The sequence below is a fragment of the Pedobacter hiemivivus genome, from assembly GCF_004331685.1.
GTDB classification, from domain to species: domain Bacteria; phylum Bacteroidota; class Bacteroidia; order Sphingobacteriales; family Sphingobacteriaceae; genus Pedobacter; species Pedobacter hiemivivus.
On record NZ_SJSM01000002.1, the window covers coordinates 327,970 to 347,671 of the forward strand.

Annotated in this window: 9 protein-coding genes; all 9 read left to right on the forward strand. The window is 42.2% G+C overall.

The window, feature by feature from the left end; translation table 11 throughout:
• Positions 1-323: 323 nt before the first annotated feature.
• On the forward strand, positions 324-3,503 hold the full coding sequence (locus EZ444_RS04575) for a SusC/RagA family TonB-linked outer membrane protein (RefSeq protein WP_131607541.1): 3,180 nt from the start codon (positions 324-326) through the stop codon (positions 3,501-3,503).
• An 18-nt stretch (positions 3,504-3,521) separates the two neighbouring features.
• Positions 3,522-5,090, forward strand: a complete 1,569-nt coding sequence (locus EZ444_RS04580) for a RagB/SusD family nutrient uptake outer membrane protein (RefSeq protein ID WP_225874629.1) — start codon at positions 3,522-3,524, stop codon at positions 5,088-5,090.
• 17 nt (positions 5,091-5,107) lie between these two features.
• Positions 5,108-6,004: a DUF5017 domain-containing protein gene (locus tag EZ444_RS04585; RefSeq protein ID WP_225874630.1), complete on the forward strand. Its 897-nt coding sequence runs from the start codon at positions 5,108-5,110 to the stop codon at positions 6,002-6,004.
• Entirely contained in the window at positions 6,001-8,589 is a 2,589-nt protein-coding gene (locus tag EZ444_RS04590) for a glycoside hydrolase family protein (protein ID WP_131607544.1), read from the forward strand. The genes EZ444_RS04585 and EZ444_RS04590 overlap by 4 nt, the downstream gene beginning before the upstream one ends.
• A gap of 8 nt (positions 8,590-8,597) precedes the next feature.
• Entirely contained in the window at positions 8,598-12,008 is a 3,411-nt protein-coding gene (locus EZ444_RS04595) for a hypothetical protein (RefSeq protein WP_131607545.1), read from the forward strand.
• The gene (locus EZ444_RS04600) at positions 11,995-13,410 is read left to right on the forward strand and encodes an SGNH/GDSL hydrolase family protein (protein ID WP_225874631.1); all 1,416 of its coding nucleotides are present in this window, start codon (positions 11,995-11,997) and stop codon (positions 13,408-13,410) included. The genes EZ444_RS04595 and EZ444_RS04600 overlap by 14 nt, the downstream gene beginning before the upstream one ends.
• The gene (locus EZ444_RS04605; protein ID WP_225874632.1) at positions 13,407-16,250 is read left to right on the forward strand and encodes a hypothetical protein; all 2,844 of its coding nucleotides are present in this window, start codon (positions 13,407-13,409) and stop codon (positions 16,248-16,250) included. The genes EZ444_RS04600 and EZ444_RS04605 overlap by 4 nt, the downstream gene beginning before the upstream one ends.
• Before the next feature lie 205 nt (positions 16,251-16,455).
• Positions 16,456-18,498, forward strand: a complete 2,043-nt coding sequence (locus tag EZ444_RS04610; RefSeq protein WP_131607546.1) for a glycoside hydrolase domain-containing protein — start codon at positions 16,456-16,458, stop codon at positions 18,496-18,498.
• Positions 18,499-18,565: 67 nt separating this feature from the next.
• Positions 18,566-19,606 carry an aldo/keto reductase gene (locus tag EZ444_RS04615; protein WP_131607547.1) on the forward strand — a complete coding sequence of 347 codons (1,041 nt, stop codon included), beginning with the start codon at positions 18,566-18,568 and terminating at the stop codon, positions 19,604-19,606.
• Positions 19,607-19,702 lie beyond the last annotated feature (96 nt).

Genomic DNA, 19,702 nt, shown 5'->3' on the forward strand with positions numbered 1-19,702 from the left:
AATTAATAGACCATACAAACCAAACCAGTCTATCTAACAATTTATTTAATGCTACTCCCCAATTCTCCATCGAAGGTTTTTTTGTTTTTTTATTTGTTTAATCGAAATAAATTATATTATATTTGTTTAGTAAACCAGTCCAGACCAGACTAGTGATGTCGCAGTTGATTTGCATACGCAAAGATGTTATTTTGCTTTAATTGCTGTTGATGAGAGGTGTGTAATCTGGATGAGGTTTGAAATGCTTTAACCAAGTCATTTAAAATGTACGACAGGTATATAAATGCCTGCCGTAACAATACAACCAAATATAAATAATGAATATGAAACCAAACTTACTCTTAACTATGTTATTGGTCCTGGGTATTCAGCTGACTGGTCTGGCCCAGGCGGTAAAAACCATTACCGGAACCGTAATAGATGAAAACGGAAAACCGCTGCCGGGCGTAGTAGTGACCGTCCGTGGGAAAACTGCTTCCGGTGTAACGGACGGTCAGGGCAACTTTCGTCTTTCCAATGCAAAAGAAAGCGATCTGCTTGTGCTCTCGATGATCGGCTATGTCAGCAAAACGATAGTTGTAACCAGCCAGAATCAATATAAAGTACAGCTGGAACCCAGCAACACGGCCTTAGATGACGTAGTCGTTGTGGGTTATGGCCAGGTAAAACGAAAGGACCTTACGGGTTCGGTCGGTTCTGTAGTCATGAAAGATATGGAAAAGGCACCGGTGGTTTCCTTTGAAGATGCTTTAGCCGGAAGGGTGGCAGGGGTGCAGGTCGGTTCTAGTGATGGACAGCCAGGCAGTATTAGCAACATCACCATTCGCGGAGGGAATTCCATTACCCAGTCAAACTCACCACTTTATGTGATTGATGGCTTTCCTTCGGAAAATCCCGACAACAATACCATTAATCCGGATGATATCGAGTCAATAGATATATTGAAAGATGCATCTTCTACGGCAATTTACGGAGCAAGAGGTGCCAATGGGGTAATCATGATCAAAACCAAGGAAGGTAAGGTAGGCGCGCCAGTGGTTACCTATAACAATTGGCTGGGCTATCAGTACCCTGCAAAGCAGATGGAGGTAATGAGCCCTTATGAGTTTGTGAAGTACCAGCTGGAGTTGAACAAGACTTCAGCTACCGCTTTGTATCTTAAGGACGGCAAAACTTTGGATGCCTATCGGAATGAGCAGGGAATAAACTGGCAGGACTATGTATTGCAGGATGCATTTATGCAAAACCATAGCTTCTCTATGAGGGGCGGGACTGCGTCTACAAAGTATTCGGTAAGCAGCTCTTATTTAAATCAGGATGGAATTGTTATTAATGGTGGATTTAAAAGATACCAGGGACGGTTTCAGATAGATCAGCGTGTAGGAAAAAATTTGAGAATTGGCCTTAATACCAATTATACATACGCAATCAAAAAAGGTCAGATTGCCAATTTAACCAGTGATAACCTAAACAGCAGCTCGGCCGGAAATGCCAGCTCATATTTGATGTACAGCACCTGGGGATATAGGCCTGTTACTGGCAGAGCGAATGATGAAAATTTCTTTGATGAGCCCTTTGACGACGATGTGGCAGGTACTACAGATTTAAGGATAAACCCGGTGGTAAACTCCAACAATATGTATCAGTATGCCTTTAACAAATCGCTTAGTGCCAATGCTTTTGCGGAATATTCTTTTCTGAACTATTTTAAGTTCAAGCTAAGTGGCGGGATGGTTGATACCCGTCTGACTTTTGAGCGCTTTAACAACTCTAATACGGCAGCTGGAAATCCGCGGACCGTTTATGGGCAAAACTACGGCATCAATGGTTACATCGACAATCAAAATATACGCAGTTTACTGAACGAGAACGTGCTCTCATTTAACAGAACATTTAACAAGAAGCACCGTTTAGATGCAGTGGCTGGTTTTACCATGCAGAGAAATAGCGTGGATGGGGATGGATTTACATCTATTTTATTGCCAAATGAGTCATTGGGCATTAAGGGGCTTGACCAGGGGTTTATCCAGGCAAAAACAACTTCAGGGACTTACTCAACGATGGTATCCTTCCTCGGACGTGTTAACTATACTTTTAACTCTCGCTACATCTTCACCGCCTCTGTCCGCAGTGATGGATCTTCAAAGTTTGCCCCGGATAACAGAGTGGGTTATTTCCCTTCCGGCGCTTTTGCCTGGAATATCGGGGAAGAAAAATTCCTGAAATCTGTTAAAGCTATTTCTTCCGCAAAACTAAGGACTTCTTATGGAATTACCGGAAACAATCGGGTGTCAGATTTTGCGTACCTGAGTGTTTTGGATCAGGAAGTAGGGGCCAACACTGGAAATACCAAAAGCGGCTATTATTTTAACGGGCAATATATTAGAGGAACTGTACCTGTTGGGCTGGGAAATGAGAACCTTAAATGGGAGCGAACTGCAAACCTTGACCTTGGATTAGACTTAAGTTTCTTTAATCAACGCATCAGTTTAACTACCGACTATTATTATAAAAGAACCACAGATTTATTGCTGAATGCTTCATTGGCCACTTCAACGGGGTACCTTACTGCATTTAAAAATATAGGTGTTGTGGTAAATAGGGGCTTGGAGTTCACTTTGAATACAGTTAACCTGAGTACAAAGAAGTTTACCTGGACATCTAATTTCAACATCGCCTTTAACAATAACAAGATAGAAGAGTTGAATGGTGATCAGCCTAGCTTGATTACGCGCGTTTCGAATTGGAACGCCAATTTTAATAACTCTTTACCTTATATTGCCTTACCAGGACGCCCTGTGGCCTTGTTTTACGGCTATGTTTTTGACGGCGTATATCCTTTAAGTGATTTCAATGTATTGTCTAACGGTAGCTATGAGCTAAGAACTGACGTACCGAACAATGGGGGACCCCGCTCGTTAATTAAGCCGGGCTTCATCAAATACAAAGACATTAACGGAGATGGGGTAGTAGATGCAAATGACCAGACGATTGTTGGTAATCCTAATCCCAAACACATTGGGGGCTTTTCCAATAATTTCCGATATGGACAGTTTGACCTCAATGTTTTCTTTCAATGGTCTTACGGAAATGACATTTTAAATGCAAACCGGATTGTATTTGAAGGTGCGGAAGCCAGACAAAGCTTGAATATGTTTAAAACCTATGAGAACAGGTGGTCTCTGGAAAATCAGAATAGCGATTTGCCTGTTGCCGGTGGTTACGGTCCTAATGTATACTCTGACAGGAATATCGAAGATGGTTCGTTCCTTCGGTTAAAGACAGCTTCATTGGGCTATAACCTTTCTTCTGTCTTGACGAAAAAGCTGAAAATACAGTCAGCCCGCTTTAATGTTTCGGCACAAAACCTGGTAACCTGGACCAACTATTCTGGTCTGGATCCTGAAGTTTCGGTACGAAATTCTGCACTCACACCGGGTTTCGACTGGAGCCCCTACCCAAGGGCCCGCACCATTACCTTTGGTATGAACCTAACTTTTTAACGATAAATGTTTTTACAAATGAAAACAACTTTATTTTATATCGCGATGATGCTGGCACTGGTTGTTAGCTCATGTTCAAAGATCCTGGACACAACCCCACAGGATTTTATATCGCCAGTAAATTATTACAAAACAGAAAGTGAACTGCAATCTGCATTGGCCGGAGTATACGACCGTTTGGGTGATAACAGGGTTTATTCACAGGGTATGTCTTGCTATATGGTTTTTAGTGACGAGTTTTTCATGAAAAACCAGACAACGGGAATGAATGCCAATATTGTAGATGCATCGACCCTGGAACTAAACAGACACTGGGAATCGCTTTACACTGGCATTGAGAGAGCGAACATGTTGCTCGAAAATATAGATAATGCCGTTGGCGTACCTTTGGAAAAACGTAACGAAATAAGAGGGCAAGCACTATTTTTAAGGGCTTACTATTACTTTATGCTAGTAGATGAGTTTGGAGGTGTGCCTTTAAAGCTCCAATCTAGCAAATCACCTGACGAAGCGCCGCTCCCTGGTACTCCAATAAAGGACATTTACGAGCGTATCGTGACTGATATGAAAAAAGCAGAAGATATGGTGAAGTCCATTTCTGACTATGGCTATAATACTCGTATTACAAAAACTACAGTACAGGGTATACTGGCGAGGGTTTATCTGACCATGGCAGGCGCTCCGCTAAAGGATGTTGCAAAATATGCTGATGCCAGAACTTACGCAGAAAAAGTAATGAACTCAGGATTGCACGGCCTTAATCCCGATTTCAAACAAATCTATATCAACCATGTTAAGGAGGACTTCGATACAAAGGAAGGTTTGTGGGAAGTCGAATTTAAAGGAACCAACCAGGGCGAAATACAAGAGGGGGGCATGATTGGCAGTTATAACGGCATTACCTGTGGAATTATTGATATAGGATATGGCTATGATTATGTTCACGCTACTGCGAAACTTTACAATGCCTATGCTAATGGCGACCAGAGAAGGGATTGGACAGTTGCTCCTTACCGGTATGTGACAAGCGGACTAACGGCTGTAAAGACCAATTGGGCGGCAGATCAGATATACGACCGCAGCAACGGGAAATGGAGGCGCGAGTATGAACCTCTACCAAGAAATCAAAACTATACCGGTACGAACTGGCCGTTGTTGAGATATGCCGATGTATTGCTGATGTTTGCAGAAGCTGATAATTATACCAATAATGGGCCCTCTGTAGATGCCTATAAAGCGATTAATATGGTGAGGCGAAGGGGCTACGGAAAAGATGTGCTGATACCCGATGTACAGGCAGACGCTGCTGCTAATTTGTCTCAGCAGGACTTTCTGGACCTGATCAGGAATGAACGGCTACGTGAGCTTGCTTTCGAGGGCCTTAGGAAACACGATCTTGTACGATGGGGTATTTACTCATCCGTTATGCAGACACAGGCAAGGGAATACCAGACCAGCATGCCGACAGCTTTAAAAGACGCGGCTATTGCACAGGCACAGCGGGTAACCGATCGTGCTGTTTTATTCCCGATCCCTAATAGTGAACTGGCCGTTAACCCTAATATCAAACAAAATACAGGATGGTAACTACAAAATTGTATAAGATGAATAAGCTATTAATTGCATCTGTTATATTATTTTCCCTGGCTTCCTGCCAGAAGACCTATGAGCTGGCTCCTCAGGATGATTTTTCTATTGAGTTGGAAAAAACCAGTTATAAAGTTGGAGAGCCCGTTAAGTTTATTGTTAATGGTAAAACAGAGAACATTGTATTCTGGTCGGGAGAAGCAGGACGCAAATATGAGTTCAGAAAAAGAACGGTCGTAGAAGGAAATGCTATTTCCCTCAATTTTAAAACTTTTGCACAGTTCTTAACGCCTGTTGATCAATCGGTGATCAAACTGTATGTATCCACCAATTTCAGCGGAATATATGATGCTGCAAATGTAAGGGCTGCTAATTGGGAAGAGATTACAGATAAAGCCGTTTTATCTTCTGGTGTGGACCAGACGCCCTCTGGAAATATCAGCCTGAATAGCTTTGCAGAGCGTAACAAAAACATGGCCTTGGCTTTGGTATATAAGACTACTGTTATCAAACCAGAAACACAGCAAAACCGTTGGGTAATCCGTTCTTTCGATCTTAAGAGTACCAACCAGGCGGGAGAAGAAACTGTACTGGCCACTATGGCTACCGCAGGCTGGACTGCTTTTAATTTTAGTGGTCCTGCAACCAATTGGAGTATTACTTCAGCACAATTACTTACCGTAAGAAACAGTACTGATCTTGATGATGACTGGGTAGTCACCAAACAGTTCAACCCTAATAGTATTTTACCTGATGTAGGGGAACCGATTAAGAATATTTCTCAGAATCTAACAGATTATACGAGGGTTTACACCAAAGCAGGGGTATATAAAGTTTCATTTGTAGCAACCAACGCCAATTTAAAGGAATCAGTAACTGTTGTAAAAGAATTAGAATTAACCATTACCCAATGAGATTTAACCGTGTAATCGTGCTGCTGCTTGCTTTTGCAAACAGCAGTTATGCCCAGCTAGCTCCCCCAGCCCGATTGACAAATGATATGCTTCGCTTGAACTGGGAAGATAGCGGTAAGGGATATAAAATAAAACAGCTGTCGGTAAAAGGACAAAAGGGATGGCACTCCTTGTCTGGCACATTGGGGCAATATACCCTGCTTTACAGTGCAGATCAGCCCAGGATGGAGTCGGAGGCTAAAGACAAAAACGGGAAAGAAATCCAGTTTCCTGAGCCGGAATACCGCTATATCATCCCTACCTGGAAGGCCAATACCTCTGCGGTTTCCTTAAATAAGGAAGGGCGTGCCATTTCATTTTATCCGCAGCAGTACAAACAGGTCGGCAATACACTCGTATTTCAGCAAAAAACAGAGGTCTCTACTGTAGAGGCAACCTGGAAATTAGATCCTGTTTACAAAAATGATCTACGCGTTTCCATCAAGTTAACAGCCGATAAGGATGGATATTATTCCATTGCAAGTCCGGCATTGAATACAAACGACAAAAAGAGCTTTGAATGGGGCTGCATCCCCGGAGTGTTCCAAGGCAGTACCATCAACAGTGATTTTACAGATGCTTATGCTTATGGGCATGGGATTCCGGATAGACCAGTTGTAGTAAGAGAAAGAACAGCGGCTGCGTTGACTGCTATGCTCACAAATAAAGAGGGAATTACACTCGCAGTTACAGCTGAGCCGGGAACAGGCAGAGACCCATGGGAATCTGATAAATCTACCCAATCGAACTGGCTGCTTGGTCTGTCACTGATCAACAGGCAGGAACAACTCAGCCCGACCTTATATCATCCCGTACTGGGGCAGCAAAAGTCATATTTAAAAAAAGGGGAAAGTATCTCCTTTGATTTCAGGTACACCATCAATACTTCAAACTGGTATCCCGTATATCAGCATGTGGTGAATGATGTTTACCGCTTTGATGAATTACTGCATTTAAAGCAAACCAGCCTGTCTTTATCTGATCGTATGGAACAGCTTTTAGACTATGTGAAAAAGGACAGTACTTCCCGCTGGCGGACTTTCGATTATAACGGTCGGACCATCGGCGCCCAGGAATATTTGGGTGGGGTGCATGGCTCGGAAAAAGACGCCGTAAAAAATGCCGATTACGGGGCCATGTGGATGTTGGCGAATATAACAAAGGACCCAATCCTTGTCCAGAAACGTCTCAAAGATGCATTGAACTTTAAATTGGCGCAGCAAAATACGGCTGGTGGGTTCTTTAACGGGGCTGCAGCAGGTCAATATTACCTCTACAAGTCAAAACGGTTTGCCGAAGAGTGGGGGCCTTATACGGAGCCGATCGCAACTACTTACTATGTTTTGCTGGATATGGGGAATGTGTCCTTGTTTGAGCCGGATAATCAGCAGCTTAAATCGGGCATACGTATGGCGGCCGATTGGCTTTTGGCTAAAATGAAACCAGAAGGTTATTGGGAAGTAGCTTATCATAATGACACGCAAAAGCCGATGTTTGAAGACCTGAAAGATTACAGGCCTACTTTTTACGGACTGTTGGTTGCATACCAGACGCTTCGGGATAAAAAATATCTGGAGGCGGCTGTAAAAGCTGCAGACTGGTACATCAAAAATGCGGTAGATAAAGGATATTTTTTAGGTGTTTGCGGAGATGCCAGGTTTGCACCTGATTTTGCCACGGGACAAAGTGCTCAGGCTTTGCTCGATCTGTATGAAATTACAAAGGATGTAAGATTTAAACAGGCTGCTATCAAAACGGCACAATTCTATACCACCTCCATCTATTCTCACCCGATTCCGAATAAAGAAAGCAAAAAAGTTGGGTCGAGACAATTGGAAGACTGGCAAATAAGTCAGGTGGGGCTAAGTTTTGAACATGGGGGGATTTTAGGTTCCGCAAATAACAGCGGCCCCATCATGCTCGCAAGTCATGCTGGCATGTTTGTAAGGCTATTTCAACTGACAAAAGATTCTCTATACCTCAAAATGGCAAGGACTGCAGCTTTAAGTAAAGATGCTTTTGTAGACCCGGCCACAGGAGTTGCCTCCTATTATTGGAGCGCCATGAACAAGGGGGCAGGACCTTTTCCTCATCACGCCTGGTGGCAGGTGGGTTGGATCACCGATTATCTGATGGCAGAACTTTCCTTGCGTTCACAAGGGCGGATTGATTTTCCTTCAGGATTTCTTACGCCTAAGGTTGGTCCTCACAAAACGTTTGGGTTCAGACAGGGAAAAATATTTGATAAACAGGGAGACCTGATATTGATGGAAAAACTGGTTTCATTGAACAATCCCAATATGGACTATGTATGCGCCCTGAATAAGCAGGATAAAGTGTTTTACCTGTTTGTATTAAACAACGATGATGAAATACAGGCAAGTGCCCTTAAGCTAGACCTATCCCATTTTATTCCGGGACATAGCCTGGATATGAAAACTGCCAAATGCTTTTCTGCATCAGGTTTAAAAATTCCTTTTTCTGCCGGTGATCCTATTAAAATAGCGCCTTACGGCCTCCAGGTTTATTCATTTACCTACAAATAAATTAAGATATGTACCAGAAAACCAGCCTATGTTTATTGCTAACAGCATTCTTGTTTTTTAAAACCGGAACAGCTAATGCCCAGCAAGAAAAACGCCTGCTGCTGGGGACTGACTTTCAGTTTAAAGGCAAATGGTTTAATGAAGTAAATAAAGACGGCATCGGTGGTAGCATATTAAGGTTTTTAGAAGGAGAGCAAGACAGTACATCCGATGCATTAACAGTGATGAATATCGGAAAAGCAGGTCGCTATGCCATCTGGATAAGGACCCCCGATTTTGATACACGTCCTCGCACTCGCTTGTTCCAGCTTTCGGTTGGAAATGCCAGGTTAAAAAAAGCAGGCGGACATGGAAAACCAGGGTATGCCTGGGAGCGTCTCGGAAGTGCTGACCTGAAAGAGAGTGATGTGCTGTTGCGCCTCCATAATTTTAATTTTGGCCGCTGCGATGCTATTCTTTTTGTGCAGGACAGCACCATCAATCCAAATGACATAGATAAGAAAACCCTTTTATCCTGGAAAAAGCTTCCTGTTATGCAGGACGCGCTTACGGAGGAAAAGAAAAACACAAGCCCCTTACTTCAACTGAGCAAGACGGATAAGGTAATTGCAGGAATTGAAAACGAGGCTGTACGTGTGCAGTTTGTACGAACGGGAGCTGACCATAAGGCCATCGCTTGTAAAACAGAAATAAAAAAAGAAGGAGCTTGGCAACAAGTGAGTACTGCAAACATGGAAGACCATAGGATTTTCTTGATCAGTACTGAGGCTACCAACATCCAGTTTAATAAATATTATCCAAGTTGGGACAAACAAAAACCAACAGCATATTTTGTTTTTAATGGTCATAAATATGCGGTTCAAAAGCCGGGAGCTGATCTCAATCCCTTTGAGGCAGGCAACCTCAGCGAAGCCATTCCTATAGCTGTAGAAGCTGTAGATAAACAAATCATAAAAGTTCAATATGTGACCAGGAACGGTTCGACCATAACTGGTTTGTGGACATTACATCCGGGTCAGCAACATATTGATCTGCGGCTGATCTGCAAGGTTGCCAAGTCGGGATATTACAGTATGGGGATCGAAGCCTTTCAACCTGTTTCCGATCAGGAGCTGGAAAGCGTACTTATGGCACCTATGTTTCAGTATAAGCGGCTTTCTGAAGGTCCGCAAATGATGGTTACTTCTATGATGCAGCAGCCTTTGGCTATTGTTTCTTCGAAAACAGGACAAGGTGTTGTTTCTAGTTATGTCGCAACAAGCCCTGAATTGTTTAAAAAGGATTGGGGTTCGGTAGACTATGCGCCTGCAGGTTTTACACTGAAGAACCACAATAACCAGATACAGCCGGTTATGTTTTCTCCGGTTTTGGGAATGAATGACTCTAAATACCGTGCAGGGGAGTTGATTGACAGACGATTTATTATTGGGGTAAAGTCGGGCAATTGGGATTCGGCCATGGATTATGTATCGAAGGAAGTGTTTGAAGTTAAGGACTACCGGAAACAAGAAAAAGCTTCGCTTACTGATGCGGTATTCAACATGATTGAACTGGTGAAAAATGACAATGCTGCGGGATGGGCTACCAAACTAAAGGGATTTTATGATATTGAGGGCGACCCTGAAACAGCACCTACAGTTGTAAATGCCACTCCATTGGCCAACATCGCACTCTCTGTATTGCAGAATGATGAAGAATTTTACATCAGCCGGTCGCTGCCGACTATAGAATTTACGCTTTCCAGAAGTGGCTACCGATGGGCGACCAACATTGTTCCGACAGCGTATAATGCTACACGAAAAACACTGGAATTTAATCCGCTTACCTCTCAGTTCACCACATCTTATTACGTAGGATTGGATCGCTTATTGGGAGGATTGAATCCCTGGCTGAAAAATATAGCACTACCAGGAGATAGTCTGAGGATAGCAAAAGGCTACTCAACAGATTTCCATTCATGGAACCAGGCGCTTTGGGCATACCAGCTTACAGGGCAGGCGAAATGGTTGCAACAGGCAAAAAAAGATGCCGATGTTTTTATTCAGCAAAAAATATATAACAATACCAATAAATTACTCAGTCATACACCTTTTTACAATGCCACTTTTTATACGCCCTGGTGGGACTTGCTGGATCTCTATGAAACAACAAAAGATAAAAAATATCTGAAAGCCGCAGAATATGGGGCCCATTTTACCATTGCGGGAATACGCAGCTATCCGAAAGTGGAAGACAGCCTGCAAACAATTCACAAGAATAATCAATATGATGGCGTTACACGTATCTGGTGGAAAGGCAATCAACCTTATCGTTTAGGCTTTCCCAGGAAAAGTGGCGATGTACAGGAAAAGAAAGTGCCTGAATGGCTGGTATCACCAGTAGGCCTGGGCCTGGAGCAGCCTAGTACTTATTTTACCCGGGTGAAAGGTCAGACAGTCCATCCGGTACTGATGAGCAGCTGGGCACCGCATTTGTTGCGGTTGTTCCAATACGAGAACAAACCTATCTATGAAACCTATGCACGTAATGCAGTGATCGGTCGTTATACAAACTATCCGGGGTATTACAGTACAGGTTTTACGGATGTACCTATGTCAGCTGATTTTCCTTATAAAGGGCCGGATGTGAGTTCCATTTATTATCATCATATCCCACCGCACATCGCTTTTAGCCTCGATTACCTAATCTCAGAAACCATACAGCGTTCGAATGGAAATGTAGTGTTTCCTTATAGTAAACAGGAAGGATTTGTCTGGTTTAACAATCGGGTATACGGAGGCGGGAAAGGAAAGATTTTTGGAGATCAGGAGGCAACACTGTGGATGCATAAGGGCCTGGTAAATATTCAGAATCCAGGAATCAATTATGTTACTGCAATTTCGGATAAGAACTTCTGGATCCTGCTTTCCTCGGAAGCGGAGTCCGAGCAAAAGGTAAGTGTACAATGGACTGATGCTACAGCTGCGCTAAAGGATGGGAAAGCCCTGGTTTATGCGCAAAGCGATCAGTCAGTTTCCCTGGATTTTAAAGCGGCCAAGATCGATGTTGTTGTCCCTGCAAAAGGATTTAAGGCAATTTCTATTCCGTTAAAGGCGAACCGGGTAGCCAAGAAATATCAGCCGGTAAAAGATGGAATGAAGGTGATTGATCTGGGGGCTCCCTGGGGGCGTGTATTCTTGTTCCGTATCCGCTCTCCCTTTGGTTGGGATACCTGTTATGGATTTGCAGAAACAGCTCCTTTAAATGGATATTCCGTAACCGTTAATTGTAACAATCAGACGCAGGAAATAAAGCATTACCCTTACGAATGGAGTTTTAATAAACTGGCGATGGGCCAGAGCGCAAACCTGGAACTCATTTTTAAGAGTAATGATGGGAAATCAAAATCAAAAAAAATTGTACTCAATGGTAATGAATAAAAAAGGTGTGAAAACTGCATTGCTTGGTTGTTTATTGATGTCTGCTACTGCATTTTCCCAAACCAGGCCTGATAGTGATAAGATTGCGGCCTCCCAGGCGGGGGCTTCCCCTCTTTATTTTGATGTTTCTGCATCCAATATTCCTGTAATTGAAGCCAGTAATTTCAACAATGAGCTGGAATGCAATGTCAGGGCAGGCCTTCCGGGCTTCTTTGAAAAAGTAAATGCGGGTAAAAAGGTGCTGGTCGCCTTTATCGGCGGGAGCATCACCCAGGCGAATTTTGGGTATCGACTTCAAACGGCTCGGCACCTGGAGCAGACATATCCCCAGGCAAGCTTTCAATGGATCAACGCAGGTGTATCTGGCACGGGAACGGAGCTGGGTGCATTCAGGATGAATGAACAGGTACTCAACCACCAGCCAGATCTTATTTTTATAGAATTTGCTGTTAACGGCGCTTATGCTGCCGGGATGGAAGGGATGATCCGTCAAACGATCAAGAAGAACCCCAATACCGCTATTTGCTTGCTGTATACCATTTTAACTGGACAAACTGCCTTTTATCAAAAAAATGAGTTGCCACCAAATATTAAAGGGTTGGAGCAGATTGCGGCATACTACGACCTGCCTTCTGTGAATTTAGGTATGGAGCCAGCAAGCCTGGAAGCAACGGGAAAGCTGATCTGGAAAGGGAGCCCAGCTGATCAGGAGAAAATTTTATTTTCTGAGGATGGAATACATCCGACTACAGCAGGGGGAAATCTCTATGCAGCAGCCATTGCCCGTGCCTTTAAAAAAATTGAGGTAGTAAAGCCTTTAAAAAAGAAGGAGTTGCCAAAACCATTAATTACTGCTGCATGGGACGAGGCAACGATGGTAGATCCATCAACTTTGCCAGTTCTTGATAAGGGCTGGCGGCTGATACCAACAGACACCGATCCAAACCTTAAAAAATTCAGTTCCTGGTTCTCTAATGTGCTTTCTGCAAATAAGCCCGGGGCCACATTTAGTTTTCGATTTAAGGGAGATATGCTGGGCGTATTTGATATTGGCGGACCAGAGGTTGGACAACTGGAGTGGATCATAGATGGAAAACCGGTAAAACTAAGCAGACAAAAGGAGGGGAATTTTATTTATTACCAGGCAAAAGATACAACTGCTGCTGATGTATTGAATAGGTTCAACAACTATTGCTATAACCGTTACCGTGGACAGTTTGATGTAATTAAAGTGCCTCATGGGGATCATTTGGTAAAGGTAACCCTGTCTGGCCAGAAAGCTGATAAACTCATGATACTGCCAGAAGACAAGAGAGCGGATATCGTTCAACATCCTGAAAAATATGATCAGACAGTGATCTATTTAGGTCGAATTTTATTAAGAGGAACATTATTGAAATGAAACAGATTCTTAAATTAAAAAAGTATATTAAATTCATTTGCTTTTCAGTTGCCTTTGGCTTGTGCATGAAGTCGAATGCGCAAATTGTAACAGATAGCAAAGGGGTTAAAATTATCTCAAAGGACAAAACTTATCTGTTTAAGCCCGATTTTGTGGTTATCTGTAACGAAAAGGATCCTGAACTTGCCTTAAAACCTTCAGGATTAAAAAAAGTAGCTTACAATATTCCCACCTGGAAAACTGATGACAGTAGTCTGGCTGATTATCATCAACAAATTGTTAACGCCAGCGTTGCCGGAGATGGATTTGACGATAAAATATTAAGAAGTGCAAAGCAAGATAGAACAGCCAATATCTATCACGCAGGAAAAACATATTTTCTTAGTGCCATCAAAACAGTCAATGCCGGAGATTCCATTTATTTTATTTTTCCGGAACAGGCCTTGTTTACACTAAAAGCCTGGTTAATTAAAAGCAGTTTGCCTTATCCCAAAATAGAATTTCTGTTTACACCTAAAAAGAACGGTTTTTATAGCGTTGGCTATATCGGGGCACCATCTTTTAAAAGCGACAATGTCGATGAACTATGGCAACCGCTGATATGGACGGAAAAACGGGCTCCATTGCAGCCCTATCTTACGCCCTCGTATATGGCGACCATACCCACTACATTGGTGAATGACGGATACAATTCAATAGGCGTACTGGCTGGTTCCAGATATTTGCCCTTTCAACCTTTGCCATTGTTAACCAACAGCCAGTTCGGGATCGCACTCTTAAATAACAAATCAGAATTACAGCCCCAGATTTTCGCCCCTATGCCGGGTGGTTTCAATTCTCAGATGACAGCGGGACATGCTTTTGAGTTTTCGATGAACCTTATTGTTGAGCCCTCGAGCATCACTAAAACATATGAGCAGATCGCAACAACTGTGTTTGGATTTAAGGATTACCGTAGCAATGCTTCCGTTTCAATGAATACAACCCTCGATAACCTGATTGATTATTCCAAGACACGTTATGCCTGGTTTATTGATAGCTTGAAAGGCTTTGCTTATTCTACAGATGTGCCTGGCGCAGTAAAAAATGTTTCGAGTCTGAACCCGCTTGAATTGGCTATTGTTAGGGATGATAAAGAAATGTTTGATAAAAGGGCATACCCTTTAATGGAATTTATGTTATCGCGCGAAAAGTTCCTTTTTGCGATTGACAGCAATCAGAAAATTCAATCCCCTTCCAGGAAATTGAGAGGCCCCATTGCTCCATTATCAGAATTACAGGTGTTGTCGGATGTTTTTGGCAAGAATAACTCTTTTTATGCTACGATGGCAAAAAAGGAGTTTGGAACCGCGCGTGTCAGAAATCTTGATGAAGAGCAGAAAGGCCGTAACTGGGTCAATGCCATGTTTATGTTTAAGCTAACATCCGATTCGGCTTATTTACGTTTAAGCAAGACTTTAGCGGATAAATATCTGAAAGAAAGAGTAGATACACGGTTAAAGCAGTTTGGTGATCCCTTGTTTAGTTCCAACTTTTTCTGGCCAACCTTTACCAATAACTGGTCAGCTCTTTTAGAGTTATATGAACTTACTGCTGAACGCCGGTATTTGGAAGCAGCACAGGATGGAGCCAGGCATTATACCTTGTTTACTTGGATGACCCCTGCAATACCGAATGATTTGGTTACTGTAAATAAAGGGGGAAAAGCGCCTATGTATTGGTACCTCAAATCAAAGGGGCATCATCAAATGTATTATCCTGAAGAAAAAGTTCCTGCGTGGAGACTTTCTGAAATGGGACTTACACCTGAATCATCAGGAACGTCCACCGGACACAGGGCGATTTTTATGTCTACCTATGCCCCCTGGTTGTTAAGGATAGGCTATCATACAAAAGATCCATTTTTAATGAATGTGGCTAAAGCTTCGATTGTTGGCCGTTCTGAAAGTTTTCCGGGATATCATATCAATACGGAAAGAACTACAGCCTATGAAAAGGCCGATTTTCCGCTCCATGAGCATAAGGATCAGAGCGTAAACTCCTTTCATTACAATCATATCCTGCCAATGGCTTCTATGTTTGTTGATTATCTGGTTTCAGATGCTTATGTAAAAAGTAACGGCAAAATTGACTTTCCAAGTGATTATATAGAAGGATATGCATATCTGCAGAATAAGTTTTACGGGGCTAAGAAAGGTCGGTTCTTTCAGTTCGAAAATGTACAACTCTGGATGCCTTCCCGCCTGTTGAATACAGCTAACATTGCTTTAAACTATGTCAGTGCAAAAAAAGGAGATACACTTCTACTTGCTTTTATGAACCAATCCGGAGCGGACATCACTACTCGTGTTTCTGTAGATGCTTCGAGGGTAGATTTTTCTGGCAGTACCGGGGCCCATACTTTATATCCATCAGCACAACTTTCGGATTTAAAAGACGGTTCTTTCGAGATCAATGTCCCTGCCGGTGGCCTAACTGCCTTGGCTATCCCGGGCGTAAAAATAAGGAGTGGTTTTCAGGACCAGATCCTGAATGTGAAAAAAGATCAAAGAAGTGATGATATAAATATCCCAGAAGGAGATACAAAGGCATTATTGTTTAAGCTTGGTGCTTATGCGCAAAAGCTTTTTGTATTTCTTCAGGAAGATGATACAAAATGGAAGAAGGCCAGGTTGGTCTACAAGATCAAGGGAAGCAAGGAAAAGATCATTGATAAAAATGAATACCCTTTTGAATTTACAGTGCCGGTTGATATAGATAAAGCGGTTCGTTTCCACCTGGAATTAACGGGTGTCGATGGGAAATTGACTAAATCTAAAGAAACGGAATTGGGCAAATAAATTGAACTGGGAGCGTTAATTTAAAGAAGCGAGTATCATCTTCCTGATGATGCTCGCTTCTTTTTTATTTTATGGTTATTTAACCTTTTGTTAATGAAAGCGAATTGCTTAAACAAAATTATTTGTAGTAATATTGCGCATTCCTTAATAGATAATATATCGGTAAATTGACATGTTATCAAGGTGTTAATTGGAAAAAAAAAATATGCTGAGATTAATATATTGCCTTATCTTTTTATTGTCAGGAACAGTTTCCTTTGCACAAAGTCCAGATCAACTTGTAAATGTTTTTCTAGGGTCCTCAGGAGACCATGGACAGCTATCGCCTGCGGCCTCATCGCCTTTTAGCCAGTTGAGTATTTTGCCTCAAACCAATCCCACCTTGCATACTGGGTATGAATATCTGGCAAAAAATGTTTTAGGCTTTACCCATAACAGACTCGAAGGTGTTGGTTGCCAGGGAAGTGGGGGCGTAATACTAATAAAGCCATTTTTAGGGAAAGAAGATGAAGGACAACCTTTAACAAAAATAGCTGATTCCGCGAGCCCGGGAAGTTATACCATATCTTTCAAGGAAGGAATTGAAACCAATATCGCTGTTGACCAAAATTATGGTATGTACAACTTTAGCTTTCCAACAATAGACAAGGGATTTTCGATTGACTTTTCTCATGTTTTTAATCAAGCTTTTGTTGGAGAAAAACACACAAAAAATGGTGATGTGATCTCCGGATGGGTTAAGGCTAAAACAACATGTAAAGTTGGTATTTATACCATATACTATGCGATCCAGATTGATCACATACAAAAATGGCAAGAAAATGGAAAGCATGGCCTGGTGGTAAATCTGGACCCTAAGCAAAAAAATGTGGATGTCAGGGTTGCTTTTTCTGCTGTAGATGAAGCACACGCTATAAAAATGTTAAATAAAAACAAAGAAGTAGATATAGCGACACTAAGAGAGCAGTCTGCCCAGCGTTGGAATAACCATCTTTCATCAGTGAAAGTAGAAGGTGATAAAGAACGTGTAAAGCTTTTTTATTCGCTGCTTTACAGAACTATGCAGTCTCCTTATCTTATTTCAGAATCTGATAAAACCTTTAAAGGAACCGACGGAAAGCTACATCTTACAAAATCTAATCAGTATCATGGTTGGGCAATCTGGGACAATTATAAAACCCAACTTCCTTTATTGTCTATCTTATTCCCGGATAAGTATCAGGATATGATTCATTCTATAGGTGATTTATATAGATATGGGAAATACGATTTTGCCGGACCACAGGAACCGGCAAATTCAGTTCGGACGGAACATAGTGTAGTTGTGTTACTTGATGCCTTAAAAAAAGGTTATAAAGTTGATTTCAAAGGACTAAAAGATTCTTTATTAGCTGATACCGCCAGATTCGATTTTACTAAACCCGATAAGTACCTGGAGGCATGTTATGATATGTGGGCCACAGGTAAGTTGTTTGATAATTATGGTGAAAAAGAACTGAGCAAACATTTTTTTGAGCGAGCACAAACGTATAAGACCGTCTGGAACCGTGAGTTTAAAGATTTAACTAAAAAGGATGTCGATCGGATGTCGGTCCGTAATATGTATCAGGGAACAATCCGTCAGTATAGATGGTCGGTGCCTTTTAATGTTCAGGGGCTAATTGATTTATCTGGTGGGAAGCAAGAATTTACAAAGCAATTAGATGATTTTTTCGACAATTATTATTTTAATAGGGCTAATGAACCTGACTTACAATCACCGACGTTATACTATGCCAGTACAAAGCCTTGGAAGTACCAGGAATTGGTACAGAGCATTGCGTTGGATACCGTTATTCAGTATTATTTCAATGACAATAGTCGGGGGATCGGTGCACATATAGATAGAATTTATAAGAATGAGCCGAAAGCATTTGTGAGGACAATGGACGACGATGCGGGTGCGATGTCTGGATGGTTTGTAATGACTGCGATTGGTTTACAGCAACCGCTTGTAGGGGAGCCCGTTTATTATCTTAATGTTCCATTATTTTCTACGGTTACACTGAATGGTGGAAAAGTACCTTTTGTAATTAAGGTTTCAAATTTTGGGGATAAAAATCGGTATATCAAGGGGGTAACGTTAAATGGAAATAAATTGGATCGTTTATGGATCCGTCATGACGAAATTCAACAGGGAGGAATACTTGAAATCGAAGCGGGTTCAGTACCCTCTGCTTTTGGTAGCGGAAATATGTGGATACCATAATGTTTATCTTTATGTAAAACTCCGGATAATGGAATGGCCTGCGAGGAATTACTAAAACAAAAAAAAAATGGAATACAGACAATTAGGCGCATCGGGATTACAGGTACCGGTGCTCAGTTTTGGAACAGCCACTTTTGGTGGTGGTAATGAATTTTTTAAAGCATGGGGGAGCACACAGACTGAAGAAGCCAAAAGGCTTATTGAGATTTGCCTCGATGCTGGAGTAAACTTTTTTGATACCGCAGATATTTATTCAGATGGTATGGCTGAAGAAGTATTGGGTAGGGCAATCGCTGGTATACAAAGAGACAAACTCTTGCTATCCACAAAAACCACTTTCACCTTTGGTGAAGGGGTTAACAATCAGGGCTCATCCCGTTTTCATATTTTAAAGCAAATAGAGGGTAGCCTCAAGCGCCTCGGAACGGACTATATCGATATTTACCATATGCACGGTTTTGATGGCAATACACCAGTCGAAGAGACCCTGCGTACCCTTGATGACCTGATACAAAGTGGGAAAGTACGCTACATTGCGGCCTCTAATTTTTCCGGATGGCATTTGATGAAATCGCTAGGGGTATCAGAAAAATATGGATGGAACCGTTACATTGCTCACCAGGTGTATTATTCACTGGCTAACCGTGAGTATGAATGGGAGCTTATGCCTTTAGGACTCGATCAGAAAGTAGGTGCCATCATCTGGTCGCCACTTTCGGCCGGAAGACTGGGCGGTAAATACGGTCGTAATAAGCCTATTCCAGCAGAAAGTCGTGTAGCTCAGGGTGGTAGCCCCGTGCCAGAAATGGTGGTAAATGAAGAAATATTTTACAATACAATAGATGCTCTGAGCGAAGTGGCGGAAGAAACCGGCAAAAGTGTGGCGCAAGTGGCCCTGAACTGGCTACTTCAAAGGCCGACGGTTTCAAGTATCATTATCGGAGCAAGGAACGAAACGCAACTGAAGGAGAATTTGGGTGCGGTGGGTTGGAATCTTACTGTCGCGCAGGTTAAAAAATTGGACGAAGCGAGTACTGTTCCGCCAATTTATCCTTATTGGCATCAGTGGCAAAACAAAAGCCTGAATCCAACCCCAGACTTTTACTAGATCATCAAATGATAGCCCTGCAAGGCCTTTCTATATAATCGTCAAAATTATTTGTTAACATTTGGTTGCGTTTTTTTGTAACTTTAATGCGGGGGT